Consider the following 15806-nt stretch of genomic DNA (forward strand, 5'->3'; position numbering starts at 1 on the left):
TGCCTCAGGCCTTGCAGATCAGGCGTGACGCGCGCTGGTTGCGCCAGGTCAGCGCGTCCAGGCCAAGCGGCGCCTCCTCGGCCTGGCGACGGGCCGCGAGGATCAGGTCGTGCCGTGCCGACTTGGCGCAGACCGGGTCGGTGGCGTCGGCATCGCCGGTGAGGAGGAACGCCTGGCAGCGGCAGCCGCCGTGGTCCCTCTCCTTCTCCTCGCAGGAACGGCAGGGTTCGGGCATCCAGGCGTCGCCGCGGTAACGGTTGAAGCCGAACGATTCGTACCAGATGTGGCGCAGGCTGTGCTCGCGCACGTTGGGAAACTGCACCGGCAATTGCCGCGCGCTGTGACACGGCAGCGCGGTGCCGTCGGGGGTGATGTCGAGGAATACGCTGGCCCAGCCGCCCATGCAGGCCTTCGGCCGTTCCTCGTAGTAGTCGGGGGTGACGAAGATCAGCTTGCACGGATTGCCTTCGGCGGCCAGCCGCTGGCGGTATTCGGCGGTGATCCGCTCGGCGCGCTCCAGTTGGGCGCGGGTCGGCAGCAGCCCGGCACGGTTCAGCGCGGCCCAGCCGTAGAACTGGCAAGTGGCGAGTTCGACGTAATCGGCTTCCAGCTCGATGCACAGCTGGATGATCCGCTCGATGTTGTCGATGTTGTGCCGGTGGGTGACGAAGTTGAGCACCATCGGATAGCCGTGCGCCTTCACCGCGCGGGCTATCGCCAGTTTCTGGGCGAAGGCCTTGCGTGAGCCGGCGAGCAGGTTGTTCACTTCTTCGTCGGCGGCCTGGAAGCTGATCTGCACGTGGTCCAGCCCGGCCTCGGCGAAGCGCGCCAGGCGTGCCTCGTCGAGGCCGATGCCGGAGGTGATCAGGTTGGTGTAGAAGCCCAGGCCGCGCCCTGCCTCGATCAGTTCGGCGAGGTCCTGGCGCAGCAGCGGCTCGCCGCCGGAGAAACCGAGCTGTGCGGCGCCCAACTCGCGAGCCTGGCGGAACACCTCGATCCATTCCGCGGTACTCAGCTCGGCGCCCTCGCGGGCGAATTCCAGCGGGTTCGAGCAGTACGGGCACTGCAACGGACAGCGATAGGTCAGCTCGGCCAGCAGCCAGAGCGGCGGCCCCACGCTTTCACTGCAGCTCGATCCAGAATTGCGCATGGGCCACCTCGAGGAACGCCAGGATGTCTTCGTCTATGCCGGGGACTTCGGGGAAACGCTCGCGCAGCGCCGCGACGATGGCCGCCACGTCGCGGCGGCCATCGACCAGCTTGAGGATTTCCCCGGCGCTGTCGTTGAGCTTGACCATGCCTTCGGGGTAGAGCAGCACATGGCAGTCCTGGGCCGGTTCGAACTGGAAGCGGAAGCCCCGGCGCAGCATCGGCACGCTGTCGAGCGACGGCAGGCTCATGATGCCAGCCCCCGATGCCAGACCCGCTCGCGGGTCACCGTATGGTACGGCGGGCGTTCGAGTTCGTAGGCCATGCTCATCGCGTCGAGCATGCTCCACAACACGTCCAGCTTGAATTGCAGGATATCCAGCATGCGTTCCTGTGCCTCGCGGGTCCGATAGTGCTCCAGGGTGATCCGCAGGCCGTGCTCGACGTCGCGCCGGGCCTGGGCCAGGCGACTGCGGAAATACTCGTAGCCGGCCGCCTCGATCCACGGATAGTGGCGCGGCCAACTGTCCAGCCGCGACTGGTGGATCTGCGGGGCGAAGAGTTCGGTCAGCGAACTGCTCGCCGCCTCCTGCCAACTGGCGCGACGGGCGAAGTTGACGTAGGCGTCGACGGCGAAGCGCACGCCGGGCAGCACCCGCTCCTCGGACAGCACCTGCTCGCGCTCCAGGCCCACCGCTTCCGCCAGACGCAGCCAGGCCTCGATGCCGCCCGCCTCGCCGGGGGCGCCGTCGTGGTCGAGGATACGCTGGATCCACTCGCGGCGGACCTCGCGGTCGGGACAGTTGGCCAGGATCGCCGCGTCCTTCAGCGGGATGTTGACCTGGTAGTAAAAACGGTTCGCCACCCAGCCCTGGATCTGTTCGCGACTGGCACGGCCCTCGTACATCGCGACATGGAACGGATGGTGGATATGGTAGTAGCGTCCCTTGTCGCGCAGCGCCCGTTCGAATTCGGCGCGATCCATGGCGGCACGGCTCATGTTGGCCCCCTACAGCTGGATGTGCATGCCATCCCAGGCCACTTCGATGCCACTGGCATCCAGCTCGGCGCGTTCGGCCGAAGCGGTGTCGAGGATGGGATTGGTGTTGTTGATGTGGATGAGCACCTTGCGCGCGGCCGGCACCTTCGCCAGCACCTCGAGCATGCCGCCCGGCCCGCTCTGCGCCAGGTGCCCCATCTGCCGGCCGAGCTTGTCGCCGACCTCGCAGACCAGCATCTCGTCGTCGCGCCAGAGCGTACCGTCCACCAGCAGGCAGTCGGCGCGGCGCATCCATTCGAGCAGCGCCTCGTCCACCTCGCCGAGGCCCGGCGCATAGAACAGCGTACCGGCGCTATCGAGGTCCTCGACGAACAGGCCGATGTTGTCGCCCGGATGGGGGGCGCCGCGATGCGGGGAATACGGCGGCGCGCTGCTGCGCAGGGGGATCGCGGTGAAGCGCAGGCGCGGACAGGCCGGAATGGCGAAAGGCGCGCCATCGAGGGCGATCGGCCGGTGGCGCAGGCCGCCGTTCCAGTGGGAAAGCATGGGGAACAGCGGGAAGCCTTCGTTGAGGTCCTGGTGGACCATCTGCGTGCACCAGACTTCGTGCGGGCAGCCTTCGCGCAGGCTGAGCAGGCCGGTGGTGTGGTCGATCTGGCTGTCGAGCAGGACGATCGCGCCGATCGCCGTATCGCGCGGCCGACGCGCCGGCTGGAGGGCCGGGAAGGCGGCGATCTGGGCACGGATGTCGGGCGAGGCGTTGCAGAGGATCCAGCGCTCGCCGTCGTCGGACAGGGCGATGGAGGATTGCGTGCGTGGCTGGGCCGCTACGCTGCCGTCGCGGACCCCGCGACAGTTGCGGCAGTTGCAGTTCCACTGGGGGAAGCCGCCGCCGGCGGCCGAACCGAGAATACGGATGTGCATGGGTCTGCCCCGCGGGCTGGAGGGAGGCCCCGGAAGACCGGGGCCGAACGGATCAGCGGTTGGCGAAGTAGAGGGTCACTTCGAAACCGAGACGCAGGTCGGTGAAGCTGGGCTTGGTCCACATGGGGTCGATCCTCTCTGGTGGGGCCGGGCGATTCCGGCAGGTCGAGTTAAACATCAGCGGGGCTCGCTCCGAATGAGACTTTCGAAGGAGTTTTCCCCCTGATTTGGTAGGGACTGCCTGTTCCGCCCAAGGTTCGCCGGGAGATCGCCGTTGCGCCCCCCTGGTTCGCCCTGGTGCAGGGCAGAAGCCTAGTCCATGCCGGGGCGGCGGCGAGGCGAAAAAAAAGACGCGGCCAGGGCCGCGTCGCGCCAGAACCCGCCATGGGGAAAGCCGCGTCGGGACGCGGGACGAGCGCACCCGCAGGTGCCTTGGCGGAAAGGCCGCGGGTCGGAGCGATCCGCGGCGGCTGAGGACCGCTCAGAAGAAGCCCAGCGGGTCGATGTCGTAGCTCACCAGCAGGTTCTTGGTCTGCTGGTAGTGGTCGAGCATCATCTTGTGCGTCTCGCGACCGACGCCGGACTTCTTGTAGCCGCCGAACGCGGCGTGGGCCGGGTACAGGTGGTAGCAGTTGGTCCACACGCGACCGGCCTTGATCCCGCGGCCCATGCGGTAGGCGCGGTTGATGTCACGGGTCCAGAGGCCGGCGCCGAGGCCGTACTCGGTGTCGTTGGCGATGGCCAGGGCCTCGGCTTCGTCCTTGAAGGTGGTGACGCCGACCACCGGGCCGAAGATTTCCTCCTGGAACACGCGCATCTTGTTGTGTCCCTTGAGCAGGGTCGGCTGGATGTAGTAGCCGCTGGCCAGGTTGCCTTCGAGCTTCTCGACGCTGCCGCCGGCGAGCAGCTCAGCGCCTTCCTGCTGGGCGATGTCGAGGTAGGAGAGGATCTTCTCGTACTGCTGCTGGGAAGCCTGGGCGCCGACCATGGTCTCGGTGTCCAGCGGGTCGCCGCGCTTGATCGCCCTGACCTTTTTCAGCACCTCCTCCATGAACGCCGGGTAGATCGACTCCTGGACCAGCGCGCGGGACGGGCAGGTGCACACCTCGCCCTGGTTGAAGAAGGCCAGCACCAGGCCCTCGGCGGCCTTCTCGATGAACGCCGGCTCGGCCTGCATGATGTCTTCGAAATAGATGTTCGGGCTCTTGCCGCCCAGCTCGACGGTGGAGGGAATGATGTTCTCCGCCGCGCACTTGAGGATGTGCGAGCCGACCGGGGTGGAACCGGTGAAGGCGATCTTGGCGATGCGCTTGCTGGTGGCCAGGGCCTCGCCGGCCTCCCTGCCGAAGCCCTGGACGACGTTGAGCACGCCCGGCGGCAGCAGGTCGCCGATGAGTTCCAGCAGCACGCAGATGCCCAGCGGGGTCTGCTCGGCCGGCTTGAGCACCACGCAGTTGCCGGCGGCCAGCGCCGGGGCCAGCTTCCAGGCGGCCATCAGCAGCGGGAAGTTCCACGGGATGATCTGCCCGACCACGCCCAGCGGCTCGTGGATGTGGTAGGCCACGGTGCTGTCGTTGATCTCGGCGGCGGAGCCTTCCTGGGCGCGGATGCAGCCGGCGAAGTAGCGGAAGTGGTCGGCGGCCAGGGGGATGTCGGCGTTGAGGGTCTCGCGCACGGCCTTGCCGTTGTCCCAGGTCTCGGTGACGGCGAGCAGTTCCAGGTTCTGCTCGATGCGCTCGGCGATCTTCAGCAGGATGTTCGAACGCTCCTGCACCGAGGTACGGCCCCAGGCGTCGGCGGCGGCGTGGGCGGCGTCGAGGGCCTTGTCGATGTCCTCGGCGGTGGAACGGGGGAACTCGGCGATCGGCTGGCCGTTCACCGGCGAGGTGTTGGTGAAGTACTGGCCCTTGACCGGAGGCACGAACTCACCGCCGATATAGTTGCCGTAGCGAGGCTTGAAGGTGACGACGGCACCGGGGGTTCCGGGCGCTGCGTAGATCATGGCGAAGCTCTCCTGTGTGGTCGTTCCGCCGTGGCGCGGCGGACTCGTGCAAGGGCGCCGCGGTCGGCGGCGAAGGGTCGGGCGCGTCACTCGTCGACGTGCACGCTTTCCAGATAGCTGCGGATCGCCCAGAGGCCTTCCTGGCTGATGAAGTCGGCCATCTTCGGCATGTACACCGCGCCATCGCGCACCGCGCCGTTGATGACCCGCTCCTTGAACCATTCGTCGCCCTCGGCGCCGGTCTCCAGCAGGCGCAGGTCCGGGGCGATGCCGCCGGACTTGGCTTCCAGGCCGTGGCAGCGCGCGCAGTTCTGGTTGTAGGCGGAGGCGCCGATCTCGACGGCGAGGTCGTGCTTGGCGTAGGGCTCGCGGTAGGGGTTGGTGTCGCGCCATTCCTTGCCCAGCGGCTCGAGTCCCTTGGTGTCCACTGCCTGGGGGGTCACATCGCCGTGGGCCAGCGCCAGGCTCGAGAGGCTGAGACCGGCCAGCACCAGCAGGCCGCGCAAGGCGTTGTTCTTGTTCATCACTTCATTCCTCCGGGGAGACAGGACAAGGCACGGGCGCCAAACGGCGCTCATCGCCATCCTAGGAAGCTCCGCCGCGCGCCCGAATCCTGCTTTGGGCGTCCTCGCCTACTCCCTTCGGAGTAGAGCCTCGGAAGGCCTAACGTGGGGCTTTGGCAGCAAGTCCAAGTCATGCCCCGTCCGGGAAGTCTTCCCGGCCGAATCGGGCGATCTTCCGTTCCCGTCGGCGCGCCCCGCTTCCACCATGAAGCCGCCGCGGCCCGAGCAGCGGCCTGCCGTTTCTCGACCCTCACTCCAAACGGGAACCCGATCATGACAACAAGAACCTCACCCGCCCCTGCCGGCCTCCTGCGCCCGAGCCTGCACTGCCTCGCCTTCGCCGTCGCCCTGGGCAGCGCTGGCGCCGCGCTGGCCAAGGATGTGACCTGGGAGGACATCGCCAACGACGACAAGACCACCGGCGACGTGCTGCAGTACGGCATGGGCACCCACGCCCAGCGCTGGAGCCCGCTCAAGCAGGTCAACGCCGACAACGTGTTCAAGCTGACCCCGGCCTGGTCGTACTCCTTCGGCGACGAGAAACAGCGCGGCCAGGAGTCCCAGGCCATCGTCAGCGACGGCGTGATCTACGTGACCGCCTCCTACTCGCGGCTGTTCGCCCTCGACGCGAAGACCGGCAAGCGCCTGTGGACCTACAACCACCGCCTGCCCGACGACATCCGCCCGTGCTGCGACGTGGTCAACCGCGGCGCCGCGATCTATGGCGACAAGGTGTTCTTCGGCACCCTCGACGCCTCGGTGGTGGCGCTGAACAAGAACACCGGCAAGGTGGTGTGGAAGAAGAAGTTCGCCGATCACGGCGCCGGCTACACCATGACTGGCGCGCCGACCATCGTGAAGGACGGCAAGACCGGCAAGGTCCTGCTGATCCACGGCAGTTCGGGCGACGAGTTCGGCGTGGTCGGCCGCCTGTTCGCCCGCGATCCGGATACCGGCGAGGAAATCTGGATGCGTCCCTTCGTCGAAGGCCACATGGGCCGCCTGAACGGCAAGGACAGCACGGTGACCGGCGACGTCAAGGCGCCCTCCTGGCCGGACGATCGCAACTCGCCGACCGGCAAGGTCGAGTCGTGGAGCCACGGCGGCGGCGCTCCCTGGCAGAGCGCCAGTTTCGACGCCGAGACCAACACCATCATCGTCGGCGCCGGCAACCCCGGCCCGTGGAACACCTGGGCGCGCACCGCCAAGGGCGGCAACCCGCACGACTACGACAGCCTCTACACCTCCGGCCAGGTCGGGGTGGACCCGAGCAGCGGCGAGGTGAAGTGGTTCTACCAGCACACCCCCAACGACGCCTGGGACTTCTCCGGCAACAACGAACTGGTGCTGTTCGACTACAAGGCCAAGGACGGCAAGATCGTCAAGGCCACCGCCCACGCCGACCGCAACGGCTTCTTCTATGTGGTCGACCGCAGCAACGGCAAGTTGCAGAACGCCTTCCCCTTCGTCGACAACATCACCTGGGCCAGCCACATCGACCTGAAGACCGGCCGCCCGGTGGAGCGCGAGGGCCAGCGCCCGCCGCTGCCGGAACCGGGGCAGAAGCATGGCAAGGCGGTGGAAGTATCGCCGCCGTTCCTCGGCGGCAAGAACTGGAACCCGATGGCCTACAGCCAGGACACCGGCCTGTTCTACGTGCCGGCCAACCACTGGAAGGAAGACTACTGGACCGAGGAGGTCAGCTATACGAAGGGCAGCGCCTACCTTGGCATGGGCTTCCGGATCAAGCGCATGTACGACGACCACGTCGGCAGCCTGCGCGCCATGGACCCGGTCAGCGGCAAGGTGGTCTGGGAACACAAGGAACACCTGCCGCTCTGGGCCGGGGTGCTGGCCACCGCCGGCAACCTGGTGTTCACCGGCACCGGCGACGGCTACTTCAAGGCCTTCGACGCGAAGAGCGGCAAGGAGCTGTGGAAATTCCAGACCGGCAGCGGCATCGTCTCGCCACCGATCACCTGGGAACAGGACGGCGAGCAGTACCTCGGCGTGACCGTCGGCTACGGCGGCGCCGTGCCGCTGTGGGGCGGCGACATGGCCGACCTGACCCGGCCGGTGGCCCAGGGCGGTTCCTTCTGGGTATTCAAGCTGCCCAGCTGGGACAACCGCACCGCCAGCCGCTGATCCCCGCGCCGCGCCCTGCGAGGCGCGGCTTTCCCCGCCTGCGGAGTATCCCGATGAAGACCTTCCTCCTCTGCGCCACCCTGCTCGGCGCCGGCCTGGCCCAGGCCGCCGACGACATCGACGACGTCCGCGTCATCGCCGGCTGCCGCCTGGAGCCCGGCGCGCGCTGCGCCAAGGCCGACTTGCGCGGCGCCGACCTGCGCAACCTCGACCTCGGCCGCATCGACCTGGCCGGCGCCGATCTCTCCGGCGCCGACCTGCGTCACGCCAGGCTCGACCTGGCCAACCTGGAAAAAGCCAACCTGCGTGGTGCCGACCTCACCCGCGCCAGCCTGCAGCAAGCCAACCTGCGCGGCGCCGACCTCTCCGGCGCCAGGGCGGTGGCGATCCAGGCCTGGGGCCTGTTCGCCCAGGGCGCCCAGTGGCAAGGCGCCGACCTCACCGCCGCCTACCTGGAGTTCGCCCGTCTCAGCGGCGGCCGCCTGCACCAGGCCACGCTGCGCGCCGCCGACCTGGAGATGACCTGGCTGTCCCGCGCCGATCTCAAGGGCGCCGACCTGCGCGACGCCAACCTGCAGGAAGTCAAGCTGGCCGAGGCCAACCTGGAAGATGCCGACCTGCGCGGCAGCAAGGTGCGCTTCGGCAACTTCCAGGGCAGCAACATGCAGGGTTGCAAGGATTGCCCCGCGGGCTGGCAGTGAAGCGCCGGACAGCAGCGACGGCGCCCCTAGCCGAGGCTGCCGCGAGCCTCCTCGGCGAGCGGCAGCGGCAGGCCCAGCCGCAGCACGCCGCTGTCGATGGCCCGGTGCACCAGTTCCGCCTGGGTACTCACCTGCAACTTCTGCTTGAGCAGGCTGACATGGTTGGACACGGTCTTGGCGCTTACCCCCAGGTGCTCGGCCACCTCGCGCAGGGCCAGGCCACGCGCGAGCAGGCGGAAGATCTCGAACTCGCGACGGGTCAGCCCGCGCAACGCTGCCCCGCCCTGCTCTTCCCACGACTGGCAGGCCAGGCGCGTGGCCAGGGGCTGCTCCAGATAGAGCTGGCCGGCGAGCACTCGCCGTATCGCCTCCAGCAGCACCGTCGGCGCCGCGCGCTTGGTCACGTAGCCGCGGGCACCGGCATCCAGCGCCTGGCGCACCAGGGCCAGTTCGTCGTGGAGGCTGAAGAACAGCACACGCAACTGCGGCAGGCGCTGGCGCAGCCGGCGAGTCAGTTCCAGGCCGCTGATGCCCGGCAGGCCGAGATCGACGATGACCAGCGAAGGAATTTCCCGCTGCACCGCCTGCAAGGCTTCTTCGCCATCGCCGGCCTCGCTCACCTCCACGTCGGGGAGCAGCCCGCGCAACAGCGCGGCCAGCCCTTCGCGGACCACGAAATGATCGTCCACCAGCAGGATCTTCATCGTCCTCTCCTCTCAGTCGCCGCGTTCCAGCGGCATCCGCAGGCGCAACGCCAGGCCCTGTCCGGGACGGCTGCGCAGGCTCAGTTCAGCGCCCAGGCAGCGCGCGCGCTGGCGCATCGAGTCCAGGCCGAAGCCGGGTGCCGGGTCCGCCGCGCAGCCGCGACCGTCGTCGCGTACGCTCAGGTAGAGAAAGCCGCCACGGCGTTGCAGGCGGATCCGCACGCGGCTGGCGCCGGCATGCCGGGCGACGTTGTTCAGCGCCTCCTGCAACAGGCGGTAGAGATGGGTCCCGGCCGCCGCATCCAGGGGCGGCAGCGGACCGCCCAGGCGCAGCTCGCAGGCGATGCCCTGGCCTTCCTGCCAGTCCGCCACGCAGGCGCGTAGCGCCTCGTCCAGCGACTGGCGTTGCAGGGCCGGCGGCGGTAGACCGCGCAGCAACGCGCGGAAGCTGTCGTCCAGCCCCTGGCAGTAGCGCTCCAGGCGTGCCAGCGCCGGCTGCCCGGCGCCTGCCGTGCAGCGCAGCAACAACAGTTGGGTGCGGATGCCCGTCAGGTACTGGCCGATATCGTCATGCACCGCCTGGGCCAGCAAGCGCCGCTCGCGCTCCTGCACGGCGAGCAGCCAGCGGTACTCCGCCGGGCCGGCGGGTCGCAGGTCATCCATGGCGTGGCTCAGGGGGCGATCCGACAGGCCTGTCCGACGGCGCAGGCGGCAGGTCTTTCCTGGCCGAGGTGGCGGGAATAGAGGAAATCGAACCCGAGCAGGCTGAGGATCAGCAGGATGGGCAACACCAGGGTGACGGCGATGCGCATGGCGGCGACTCCTGTCCATTGTCGTTGTCGAGACATGCTAGGACGCGCGGAGCCACGGCGTGCTACTACCTTGGTACTGCCGGGCCGCTACTTTTGCGCGGCCACCCGCCTCCAGCCGCCCTTGCGGGCGCCGCCGATGCAGCAGGAGCGCTGCGCAAGCGCCTGGTCCTGCTACTTTGGTACTGGTTCACCCCTCCGGACGTCGAATTTCCAAAGCAGCGCGCCTGCCCTGTAATGACGCATACAAGAAGAAACGACGAGAAGCCGCCATGCCCCGCCTTGCCTTGCCCCGCGTAGCGCCCGACTACCCTGCGGCGGTCCCGCCGCAGTACCGAGTTCGCCTTCTCCGCCTACCCGGCTGCCGACCGTCCGCGACGCGTCCCCGGCAGCGCGCGGCGGAACGCCCGCCCGCTGGGCTATCGCGCCCACGGCTGCTACCGTGAGCGCATTCGCATCCGCCCGCGTGCCCCGAGCCGCCACCAGCCGCCCATAACGACAATAACGAGGTGCAGGCCATGTACAAGATCCTGATCGCCGACGACCACCCGCTGTTCCGCGAGGCCATCCACAATGTCATCGCCGACGGATTCCCCGGCAGCGAAGTGATGGAAACCGCCGACCTCGACAGCGCCCTGGGCCTGACCCAGGAACACGACGACCTCGACCTGATCCTGCTCGACCTGAACATGCCCGGCATGCACGGCCTCAACGGCCTGATGAACCTGCGCAACGAGGCCCCGACCATTCCCGTGGTTATCGTCTCCGCCGAGCAGGACAAGCAGGTGGTGCTACAGGCCATCACCTACGGCGCGGTGGGCTTCATCACCAAGTCCTCGCCACGCGCGCAGATGACCGAAGCCATCGAGCAGATCCTCAACGGCAACGTCTACCTGCCCTCGGACGTGATCCGCACCCAGAAGAGTTCGCCGCGACGCAGCGGCCACGAAGAACACGGCATCTCCCCGGAACTGCTCCAGGCCCTGACCCGCAAGCAGCTGCTGGTGCTGGAGCGGATGACCAAGGGCGAGTCGAACAAGCAGATCGCCTACAACCTGGACATCGCCGAGACCACGGTGAAGGCGCACGTCTCGGCGATCCTGCGCAAGCTCAAGGTACACAACCGGGTCCAGGCGATCCTCAGCGCCGGCGACATCGACTTCGCCGCCTACCTGCGCCGCTGAGACCCGCCGATGCCCGACCGCCGTACCCTGCTGCTCACTGTCCTGGCGATGCTGGCCTTCGCCGGCAATTCGCTGCTCTGCCGCGCGGCGCTGAAGGACACCGCCATCGACGCGGTCAGCTTCACCGCCCTGCGTCTCTTCTCCGGCGCCCTCATGCTCGCCGTCCTGCTGCATCTGCGCCGGCGCCCGGCCACGCCCGCGCGCGGCGGCTGGCGCGGGGCGGCGGCGCTGTTCGTCTACGCGGCCGCGTTCTCCTACGCCTACGTGCAGCTGGACGCCGGCACCGGCGCGCTGCTGCTGTTCGGCGCGGTGCAGGTCACCCTGCTGCTGGCCGGCCTGCTGCGCGGCGAACGGCTGGGCGGACAGGCGCTGCTCGGTTTCCTGCTGGCCCTGGGCGGCCTGCTGTTCCTGTTGCTCCCCGGAGCCAGCGCGCCGCCGCTGGGCGGTGCCCTGCTGATGCTCCTGTCCGGCCTCGCCTGGGGCCTCTATACCCTGCTCGGCCGCGGCGGCGGCGATCCGCTGGCGGTCAGCGCCGGCAACTTCCTCCGAGCCCTTGCCTTCGCCGCCCTGCTGCTCCTGGCATTCCACGGGCAGTTGCGGCTGGACGGCGCCGGACTGGCCTATGCCCTGCTTTCCGGCGCCCTCGCCTCCGGCCTCGGCTACGCCGTCTGGTACAGCGCACTGCCGGGGCTGACGGCGATCCAGGGCGCCTCGGTGCAGCTCAGCGTGCCGGTGCTCGCCGCCCTCTGCGGCGCCCTGCTGCTCGGCGAGCCGCTCGCCCCGCGATTGCCGCCGGCGACCCTGGCGGTGCTCGGCGGGATCGCCCTGATCCTCGCCCCGCGCCTGGGCCGCGCGGCACGCGAAGGCGCCTGAATCAGACCGAGGCTTCGCGCTCCAGCAAGTGGCAGAGCGCGGTCTTCAGCTTCATCGGCCGCACCGGCTTGTGCATCAGGGTATGGCCAAGCTCGCGAACCTGCTGCTTGAGTTCGTTGCTGTAGTTGGCTGTGATCATCAGCGCCGGCAGCGGCGAGCCGCGCCGGGCGTTGATCGCGGCGACCGCGTCGACGCCGTTGCGCTGGTCGTCGAGGTGATAGTCGACGATCAGCAGGTCGGCCTCGGCATGGTAGTTGTCGACCTGTCGCGCCAGGTCTTCCTCCGACAGCGCCGTCACTACCCGGCAGCCCCAGGCTTCGAGCAACGTGCGCATGCCGGCGCAGATCGCCGCATCGTTGTCCAGCACCCACACCCGCGAACCACGCAGGCGCTCGCGCAGGTCGTCCGCGCTGGCCAGCGGCTCGGCGCGACTGCGCGGGGCATGGCGGGCCAGCGGTACCTCGATGGCGAAGCACGAGCCCTTGCCCGGCAGCGAGCCGACCCGGACCCGGTGGCCGAGCATGCGGGCGATCTTGTCGACGATCGCCAATCCCAGGCCGAGCCCGCGGTCCTGGTGGCAACGCTGCGACTCGCCGCGCTTGAATTCCTGGAAAATCTCGCCGAGCTTGTCGGCGGCGATGCCCACCCCGGTGTCCCAGACCTCGATCGACAGGCGCTGCCGATGCCGGCGGCAACCCAGCAGCACGCGCCCTCGCGGGGTATAGCGGATGGCGTTGGAAAGCAGGTTGCGGAGGATTCGCGCGAGCAGTTGCTGGTCGCTGCGGACCAGCGCCCCGCAGGCCACGAAGTCCAGGCGTAGCCCTTCGCTGGCGGCTACCTGGCGGTACTCCGCGGCCAGGTTGCCGAGCAGTTCGCCAAGCTCGAACGGGGCGATGTCCGGGGTGATCACGCCGGCGTCCAGCTTGGAAATGTCCACCAGGGTGCCGAGCAGGTTCTCCACGTCCTCCAGCGAATGGCTGATGTTGTTCACCAGCGCCTCGTTGTCCGGCGCCGCGCTGCCGCGCTCCTGCAAGGCGCTGGTGAACAGCCGCGCGGCGTTCAGCGGTTGCAGCAGGTCGTGGCTGACCGCCGCGAGGAACTTGGTCTTCGACAGGTTGGCCTGTTCCGCCTCGCGCTTGGCCTCGCGCAGGCGCGCCTCGACCTGGCTGCGCTCGTGGATCTCGCGCTTGAACTGGTCGTTGAGGGTGGTCAGCTCGGCGGTCCGCTCGCGCACCCGCTGTTCGAGGTTCTGGTAGGCCTGGTGCAGCGCCTCGGCGGTCCGCCGGCGCTCGGTGATATCCCGAATCAGCACGAACAGCCCGGCGACCCGGCCGTCGGCCTGGCGGTTCGGCACGTAGGAGCGCTGCATGTAGCGCTCCTCGCCGGACAACGCGGTCTCGGCGATCTCGAAGGTCACGCTTTCGCCGGCCAGGGCCCGCTCGAAGTACGGTTCCAGGCGCCGGCAGTGCTCGGCGCCATGCACGTCGCGCAGGCAGCGGCCGAGCATCGAGCCGCTGGGCCAGCGGTACCACTCCTCGTAGACCTTGTTGGTGAATTCGTAGACCAGTTCGTCGCTGAGATAGGCGATCAGCGCCGGCACCTGGTCGGTGATCAGGCGGATCCAGCGCTCGCTGGCGCGCAACGCCTCGGCGTGGCGATAGCGTTCGGTGATGTCGGTGAAGGTGTTGACGAAGCCGCCGGTGGGCAGCGCATGGGTACGGATCTCCAGCACCCGGCCATCGAACAGGCGCTGCTCGCGGGCGCTCAGCGGACTCCCCTGGGAGTCCTGGCTGCACGGCGTGAGCAACGGCAATTCGCTCTCCGCCATGACTTCGGCGAAGGCCCGGTGCCCGGCGATCGGCGCCAGCCCGCAGAGTTCCAGGAAGCGCCGGTTCCACAACTCCAGCACGCCGTCGGCACCGACCATCGCCACGCCCTGGGAGAGGTTGTCCACCGCCCGCTGCAACAGGTGCGACTTCTGCGCCAGCGCCTGCTCGCGGCGCGCGGTCTCGCTGAGCTTGATCTCGGTGACGTCGCTGTAGAGTACCGCCAGCCCGCCGTCGCGGGTCGGCCGTTCGCTCATCCGCAGCCAGCGCTCGTCGCGCAGGCGATACAGGGTCTGCTGGTCGCCGCCGCGCTGTTCCTCGACGATCAGCCCGCCGCTGCGCGCCAGCCGGTGCAGTTCGGCGCGGCGCATGCCAGGACCGATCCGCGCCCGGCTGTCGACCCACAGCGCGCGGAAGCGCTCGTTGAACAGCACGATGCGCTGCTGCGGATCGAACAGGACGAAGGCGTCGGAGATGCTTTCGATGGCGTCGAGCAGATGCTGGTGGGCGGTCTCGGCACGCAGGCGAGCGTCGCTGAGCAACTGGTTGCTGGCCTTCAGTTCGAGCATCGTCTGGCTCAGCGCGTCGGTGCGCTCGCGGACCTGCTCGGCCAGCACCACGGAATACTGGAAGGCGCCGTAGGCCTCGTCGCTCTGCGCGGCGCTCGACTCGATGCGTCCGATCAGCGCCTGGTTGATCCGCTGCAACTTGTGCCGCTCTTCTTCGAGGGCGACGACCCGCGCCTGCAGCTCAGCGACGGACACCTCCGCGGGGTCGGCCAATGGCGACCCCGGTGAAGGTCTGGTTGATATGCATGCCATTGAATTGCTCTCCGTAGGTGTTGAAGCCGATCACCTGCTGGCTGCGGAGAAACGCGGCGGTCGCTTGCGTGTCACCGCCGACCTCCAGCTCCAGGCGCCGCAGGAAGCAGTCGCAACCGATGGTCAGCAACGGCGGTCCGAGGCGCTCGTGGAGGCGGCGGAACTGCGCCTCCAGGTTGGGCAACAGCGGGCCGGTGCTCATCGCGGTGAGAACGATGCCGTTCTCCACCGCACAGTAGAACGTCAGGCTCAGGTCCTCGTTGGCCTGCTGGATCGAGCGCACGTAATAGCGTTCGTCGACCCGCACCGCCAGCGGATGCGCGGAGAACAGGGCGAAATCCAGCGCCTGCGGCGCCACCCCGACCAGCCGGGCGTATTCCAGCGCCGCCGGCTCGGCGTTGAGTTCGTGGACCCGCCGGCTGCCGCTGTCGGCGCGGGTCACCACCAACTTTTCGGCGCGCGGCACCACGTGATGGGTGGTGAAGACCTCGAAGTCCAACCAGGTGTTGACCAGCACCACCACTGCCGCCCCGGTATGGAACTGGCCCTGGTGGTAGACATGGGTGTGGGTCAGGTGCCGGTCGTCGCCGGCCGAGCCACCGAAATGCGGGATCGCGCCGAGCGCCGCGCCAAGCGCGGCGAGCACCACCTCTTCGCGGCTGGACAGGCCGTCGAGCAAGGTCAGGGCGAAACTGTGGTCCTTGATCGGCGCCAGGCCGCCGCGGCGACAGCCGGCCACCAGGGTCTCGACCATCTGCTGCGCGTCCAGCAGGCTGAAGCGCTCCATTTCGTCGATCAGCGCGCTGCTGATGGCGAAGCTGCGCACGTCGAAGCCCACCGCGCTGACGCAGCCGCGCCCGTAGCCCGCCGGAGTGATCTCGCCGGCGGTGGTGCAGCCGACCAGGTCGATGCCGCCGAAGTAGCGTTCGAGCATCTCGCCGAGGGCCGGCAGGTCGTATTCCGCGGAACAGAAGAACAGCACGAAGCCCAGGTGCGGATGGATAAGCTGGCGCGCCAGGTCCTGGGCCACCACTTCGACGTCGCGCGCGCTGGACATGCCCCTGCAGACCCCTTCCCCCTGCCCTTCGTACATGCCCGCTCCCCC

At 68.7% G+C, this 15806-nt stretch carries 16 protein-coding genes; 4 read left to right on the forward strand and 12 right to left on the reverse strand.

The genetic code is table 11. The annotated features are described in order from the left end of the window. Nucleotides 1-4 precede the first annotated feature (4 nt). The 7 genes from pqqE to pedF all read right to left on the reverse strand — a co-directional run bounded on the left by pqqE (nt 5) and on the right by pedF (nt 5599). On the reverse strand, nt 5-1150 hold the full coding sequence (gene pqqE / locus M6E97_RS12915; protein ID WP_020750927.1) for a pyrroloquinoline quinone biosynthesis protein PqqE: 1146 nt from the start codon (nt 1148-1150) through the stop codon (nt 5-7). Continuing rightward, entirely contained in the window at nt 1122-1400 is a 279-nt protein-coding gene (gene pqqD / locus M6E97_RS12920; protein ID WP_003088542.1) for a pyrroloquinoline quinone biosynthesis peptide chaperone PqqD, read from the reverse strand. The genes pqqE and pqqD overlap by 29 nt, the downstream gene beginning before the upstream one ends. After that, nucleotides 1397-2149 carry a pyrroloquinoline-quinone synthase PqqC gene (gene pqqC / locus M6E97_RS12925; RefSeq protein WP_003111679.1) on the reverse strand — a complete coding sequence of 251 codons (753 nt, stop codon included), beginning with the start codon at nt 2147-2149 and terminating at the stop codon, nt 1397-1399. The genes pqqD and pqqC overlap by 4 nt, the downstream gene beginning before the upstream one ends. A gap of 9 nt (nt 2150-2158) precedes the next feature. Next, nucleotides 2159-3073: a pyrroloquinoline quinone biosynthesis protein PqqB gene (gene pqqB, locus M6E97_RS12930; RefSeq protein ID WP_031636222.1), complete on the reverse strand. Its 915-nt coding sequence runs from the start codon at nt 3071-3073 to the stop codon at nt 2159-2161. 52 nt (nt 3074-3125) lie between these two features. Next, entirely contained in the window at nt 3126-3197 is a 72-nt protein-coding gene (gene pqqA, locus M6E97_RS12935) for a pyrroloquinoline quinone precursor peptide PqqA (RefSeq protein WP_003106462.1), read from the reverse strand. A gap of 357 nt (nt 3198-3554) precedes the next feature. Next, entirely contained in the window at nt 3555-5075 is a 1521-nt protein-coding gene (locus M6E97_RS12940) for an aldehyde dehydrogenase family protein (protein WP_033989473.1), read from the reverse strand. 86 nt (nt 5076-5161) lie between these two features. After that, the gene (pedF, locus tag M6E97_RS12945; protein ID WP_003088533.1) at nt 5162-5599 is read right to left on the reverse strand and encodes a cytochrome c-550 PedF; all 438 of its coding nucleotides are present in this window, start codon (nt 5597-5599) and stop codon (nt 5162-5164) included. 312 nt (nt 5600-5911) lie between these two features. On the opposite strand from pedF, the gene exaA reads away from it, so the two are divergent. Together exaA and M6E97_RS12955 are read left to right on the forward strand one after the other, a co-directional pair. Continuing rightward, nucleotides 5912-7783, forward strand: a complete 1872-nt coding sequence (exaA, locus tag M6E97_RS12950; RefSeq protein ID WP_003088524.1) for a quinoprotein ethanol dehydrogenase — start codon at nt 5912-5914, stop codon at nt 7781-7783. Nucleotides 7784-7836: 53 nt separating this feature from the next. Continuing rightward, a complete protein-coding gene (locus M6E97_RS12955) occupies nt 7837-8484 on the forward strand; it encodes a pentapeptide repeat-containing protein (protein WP_003139757.1) in 648 nt (215 codons plus the stop codon). A gap of 26 nt (nt 8485-8510) precedes the next feature. Here the strand turns inward: M6E97_RS12955 and M6E97_RS12960 are convergent, their stop codons facing one another. Genes M6E97_RS12960 through M6E97_RS12970 form a run of 3 tightly spaced genes read right to left on the reverse strand, consistent with a single transcriptional unit; the run spans nt 8511 to nt 10000 of the window. Beyond that, nucleotides 8511-9188, reverse strand: a complete 678-nt coding sequence (locus M6E97_RS12960; RefSeq protein ID WP_003160135.1) for a response regulator transcription factor — start codon at nt 9186-9188, stop codon at nt 8511-8513. Between the two features lie 12 nt (nt 9189-9200). After that, nucleotides 9201-9851 carry a sensor histidine kinase gene (locus M6E97_RS12965; RefSeq protein ID WP_003139766.1) on the reverse strand — a complete coding sequence of 217 codons (651 nt, stop codon included), beginning with the start codon at nt 9849-9851 and terminating at the stop codon, nt 9201-9203. Nucleotides 9852-9859: 8 nt separating this feature from the next. Further along, a complete protein-coding gene (locus M6E97_RS12970; RefSeq protein ID WP_003088510.1) occupies nt 9860-10000 on the reverse strand; it encodes a hypothetical protein in 141 nt (46 codons plus the stop codon). Nucleotides 10001-10515: 515 nt separating this feature from the next. On the opposite strand from M6E97_RS12970, the gene agmR reads away from it, so the two are divergent. Continuing rightward, a complete protein-coding gene (gene agmR / locus M6E97_RS12975; RefSeq protein WP_003107754.1) occupies nt 10516-11181 on the forward strand; it encodes a response regulator AgmR in 666 nt (221 codons plus the stop codon). Nucleotides 11182-11190: 9 nt separating this feature from the next. Beyond that, on the forward strand, nt 11191-12054 hold the full coding sequence (locus M6E97_RS12980; protein ID WP_003113465.1) for a DMT family transporter: 864 nt from the start codon (nt 11191-11193) through the stop codon (nt 12052-12054). Between the two features lies 1 nt (nt 12055). Here the strand turns inward: M6E97_RS12980 and nahK are convergent, their stop codons facing one another. Continuing rightward, entirely contained in the window at nt 12056-14701 is a 2646-nt protein-coding gene (gene nahK, locus M6E97_RS12985; protein ID WP_079381538.1) for a hybrid sensor histidine kinase/response regulator NahK/ErcS', read from the reverse strand. Continuing rightward, the gene (gene nosP / locus M6E97_RS12990; RefSeq protein ID WP_003139768.1) at nt 14631-15794 is read right to left on the reverse strand and encodes a nitric oxide-sensing protein NosP; all 1164 of its coding nucleotides are present in this window, start codon (nt 15792-15794) and stop codon (nt 14631-14633) included. Before nosP ends, nahK begins: the two co-directional genes overlap by 71 nt. Nucleotides 15795-15806: the final 12 nt, after the last annotated feature.

Source organism: Pseudomonas sp. B111 (genome assembly GCF_026428275.1).
Classification (GTDB): domain Bacteria; phylum Pseudomonadota; class Gammaproteobacteria; order Pseudomonadales; family Pseudomonadaceae; genus Pseudomonas; species Pseudomonas aeruginosa.

What these genes read in the sequence shown, in the direction of transcription:
- pqqE (WP_020750927.1), bottom strand. Translation starts at nt 1,150, where the DNA reads ATGCGCAATTCTGGATCGAGCTGCAGTGAAAGCGTGGGGCCGCCGCTC.
- M6E97_RS12980 (WP_003113465.1), top strand. Translation starts at nt 11,191, where the DNA reads ATGCCCGACCGCCGTACCCTGCTGCTCACTGTCCTGGCGATGCTGGCC.
- pqqD (WP_003088542.1), bottom strand. Translation starts at nt 1,400, where the DNA reads ATGAGCCTGCCGTCGCTCGACAGCGTGCCGATGCTGCGCCGGGGCTTC.
- M6E97_RS12970 (WP_003088510.1), bottom strand. Translation starts at nt 10,000, where the DNA reads ATGCGCATCGCCGTCACCCTGGTGTTGCCCATCCTGCTGATCCTCAGC.
- nosP (WP_003139768.1), bottom strand. Translation starts at nt 15,794, where the DNA reads ATGTACGAAGGGCAGGGGGAAGGGGTCTGCAGGGGCATGTCCAGCGCG.
- pqqC (WP_003111679.1), bottom strand. Translation starts at nt 2,149, where the DNA reads ATGAGCCGTGCCGCCATGGATCGCGCCGAATTCGAACGGGCGCTGCGC.
- agmR (WP_003107754.1), top strand. Translation starts at nt 10,516, where the DNA reads ATGTACAAGATCCTGATCGCCGACGACCACCCGCTGTTCCGCGAGGCC.
- M6E97_RS12960 (WP_003160135.1), bottom strand. Translation starts at nt 9,188, where the DNA reads ATGAAGATCCTGCTGGTGGACGATCATTTCGTGGTCCGCGAAGGGCTG.
- M6E97_RS12955 (WP_003139757.1), top strand. Translation starts at nt 7,837, where the DNA reads ATGAAGACCTTCCTCCTCTGCGCCACCCTGCTCGGCGCCGGCCTGGCC.
- nahK (WP_079381538.1), bottom strand. Translation starts at nt 14,701, where the DNA reads ATGGCATGCATATCAACCAGACCTTCACCGGGGTCGCCATTGGCCGAC.
- pedF (WP_003088533.1), bottom strand. Translation starts at nt 5,599, where the DNA reads ATGAACAAGAACAACGCCTTGCGCGGCCTGCTGGTGCTGGCCGGTCTC.
- M6E97_RS12940 (WP_033989473.1), bottom strand. Translation starts at nt 5,075, where the DNA reads ATGATCTACGCAGCGCCCGGAACCCCCGGTGCCGTCGTCACCTTCAAG.
- M6E97_RS12965 (WP_003139766.1), bottom strand. Translation starts at nt 9,851, where the DNA reads ATGGATGACCTGCGACCCGCCGGCCCGGCGGAGTACCGCTGGCTGCTC.
- exaA (WP_003088524.1), top strand. Translation starts at nt 5,912, where the DNA reads ATGACAACAAGAACCTCACCCGCCCCTGCCGGCCTCCTGCGCCCGAGC.
- pqqB (WP_031636222.1), bottom strand. Translation starts at nt 3,073, where the DNA reads ATGCACATCCGTATTCTCGGTTCGGCCGCCGGCGGCGGCTTCCCCCAG.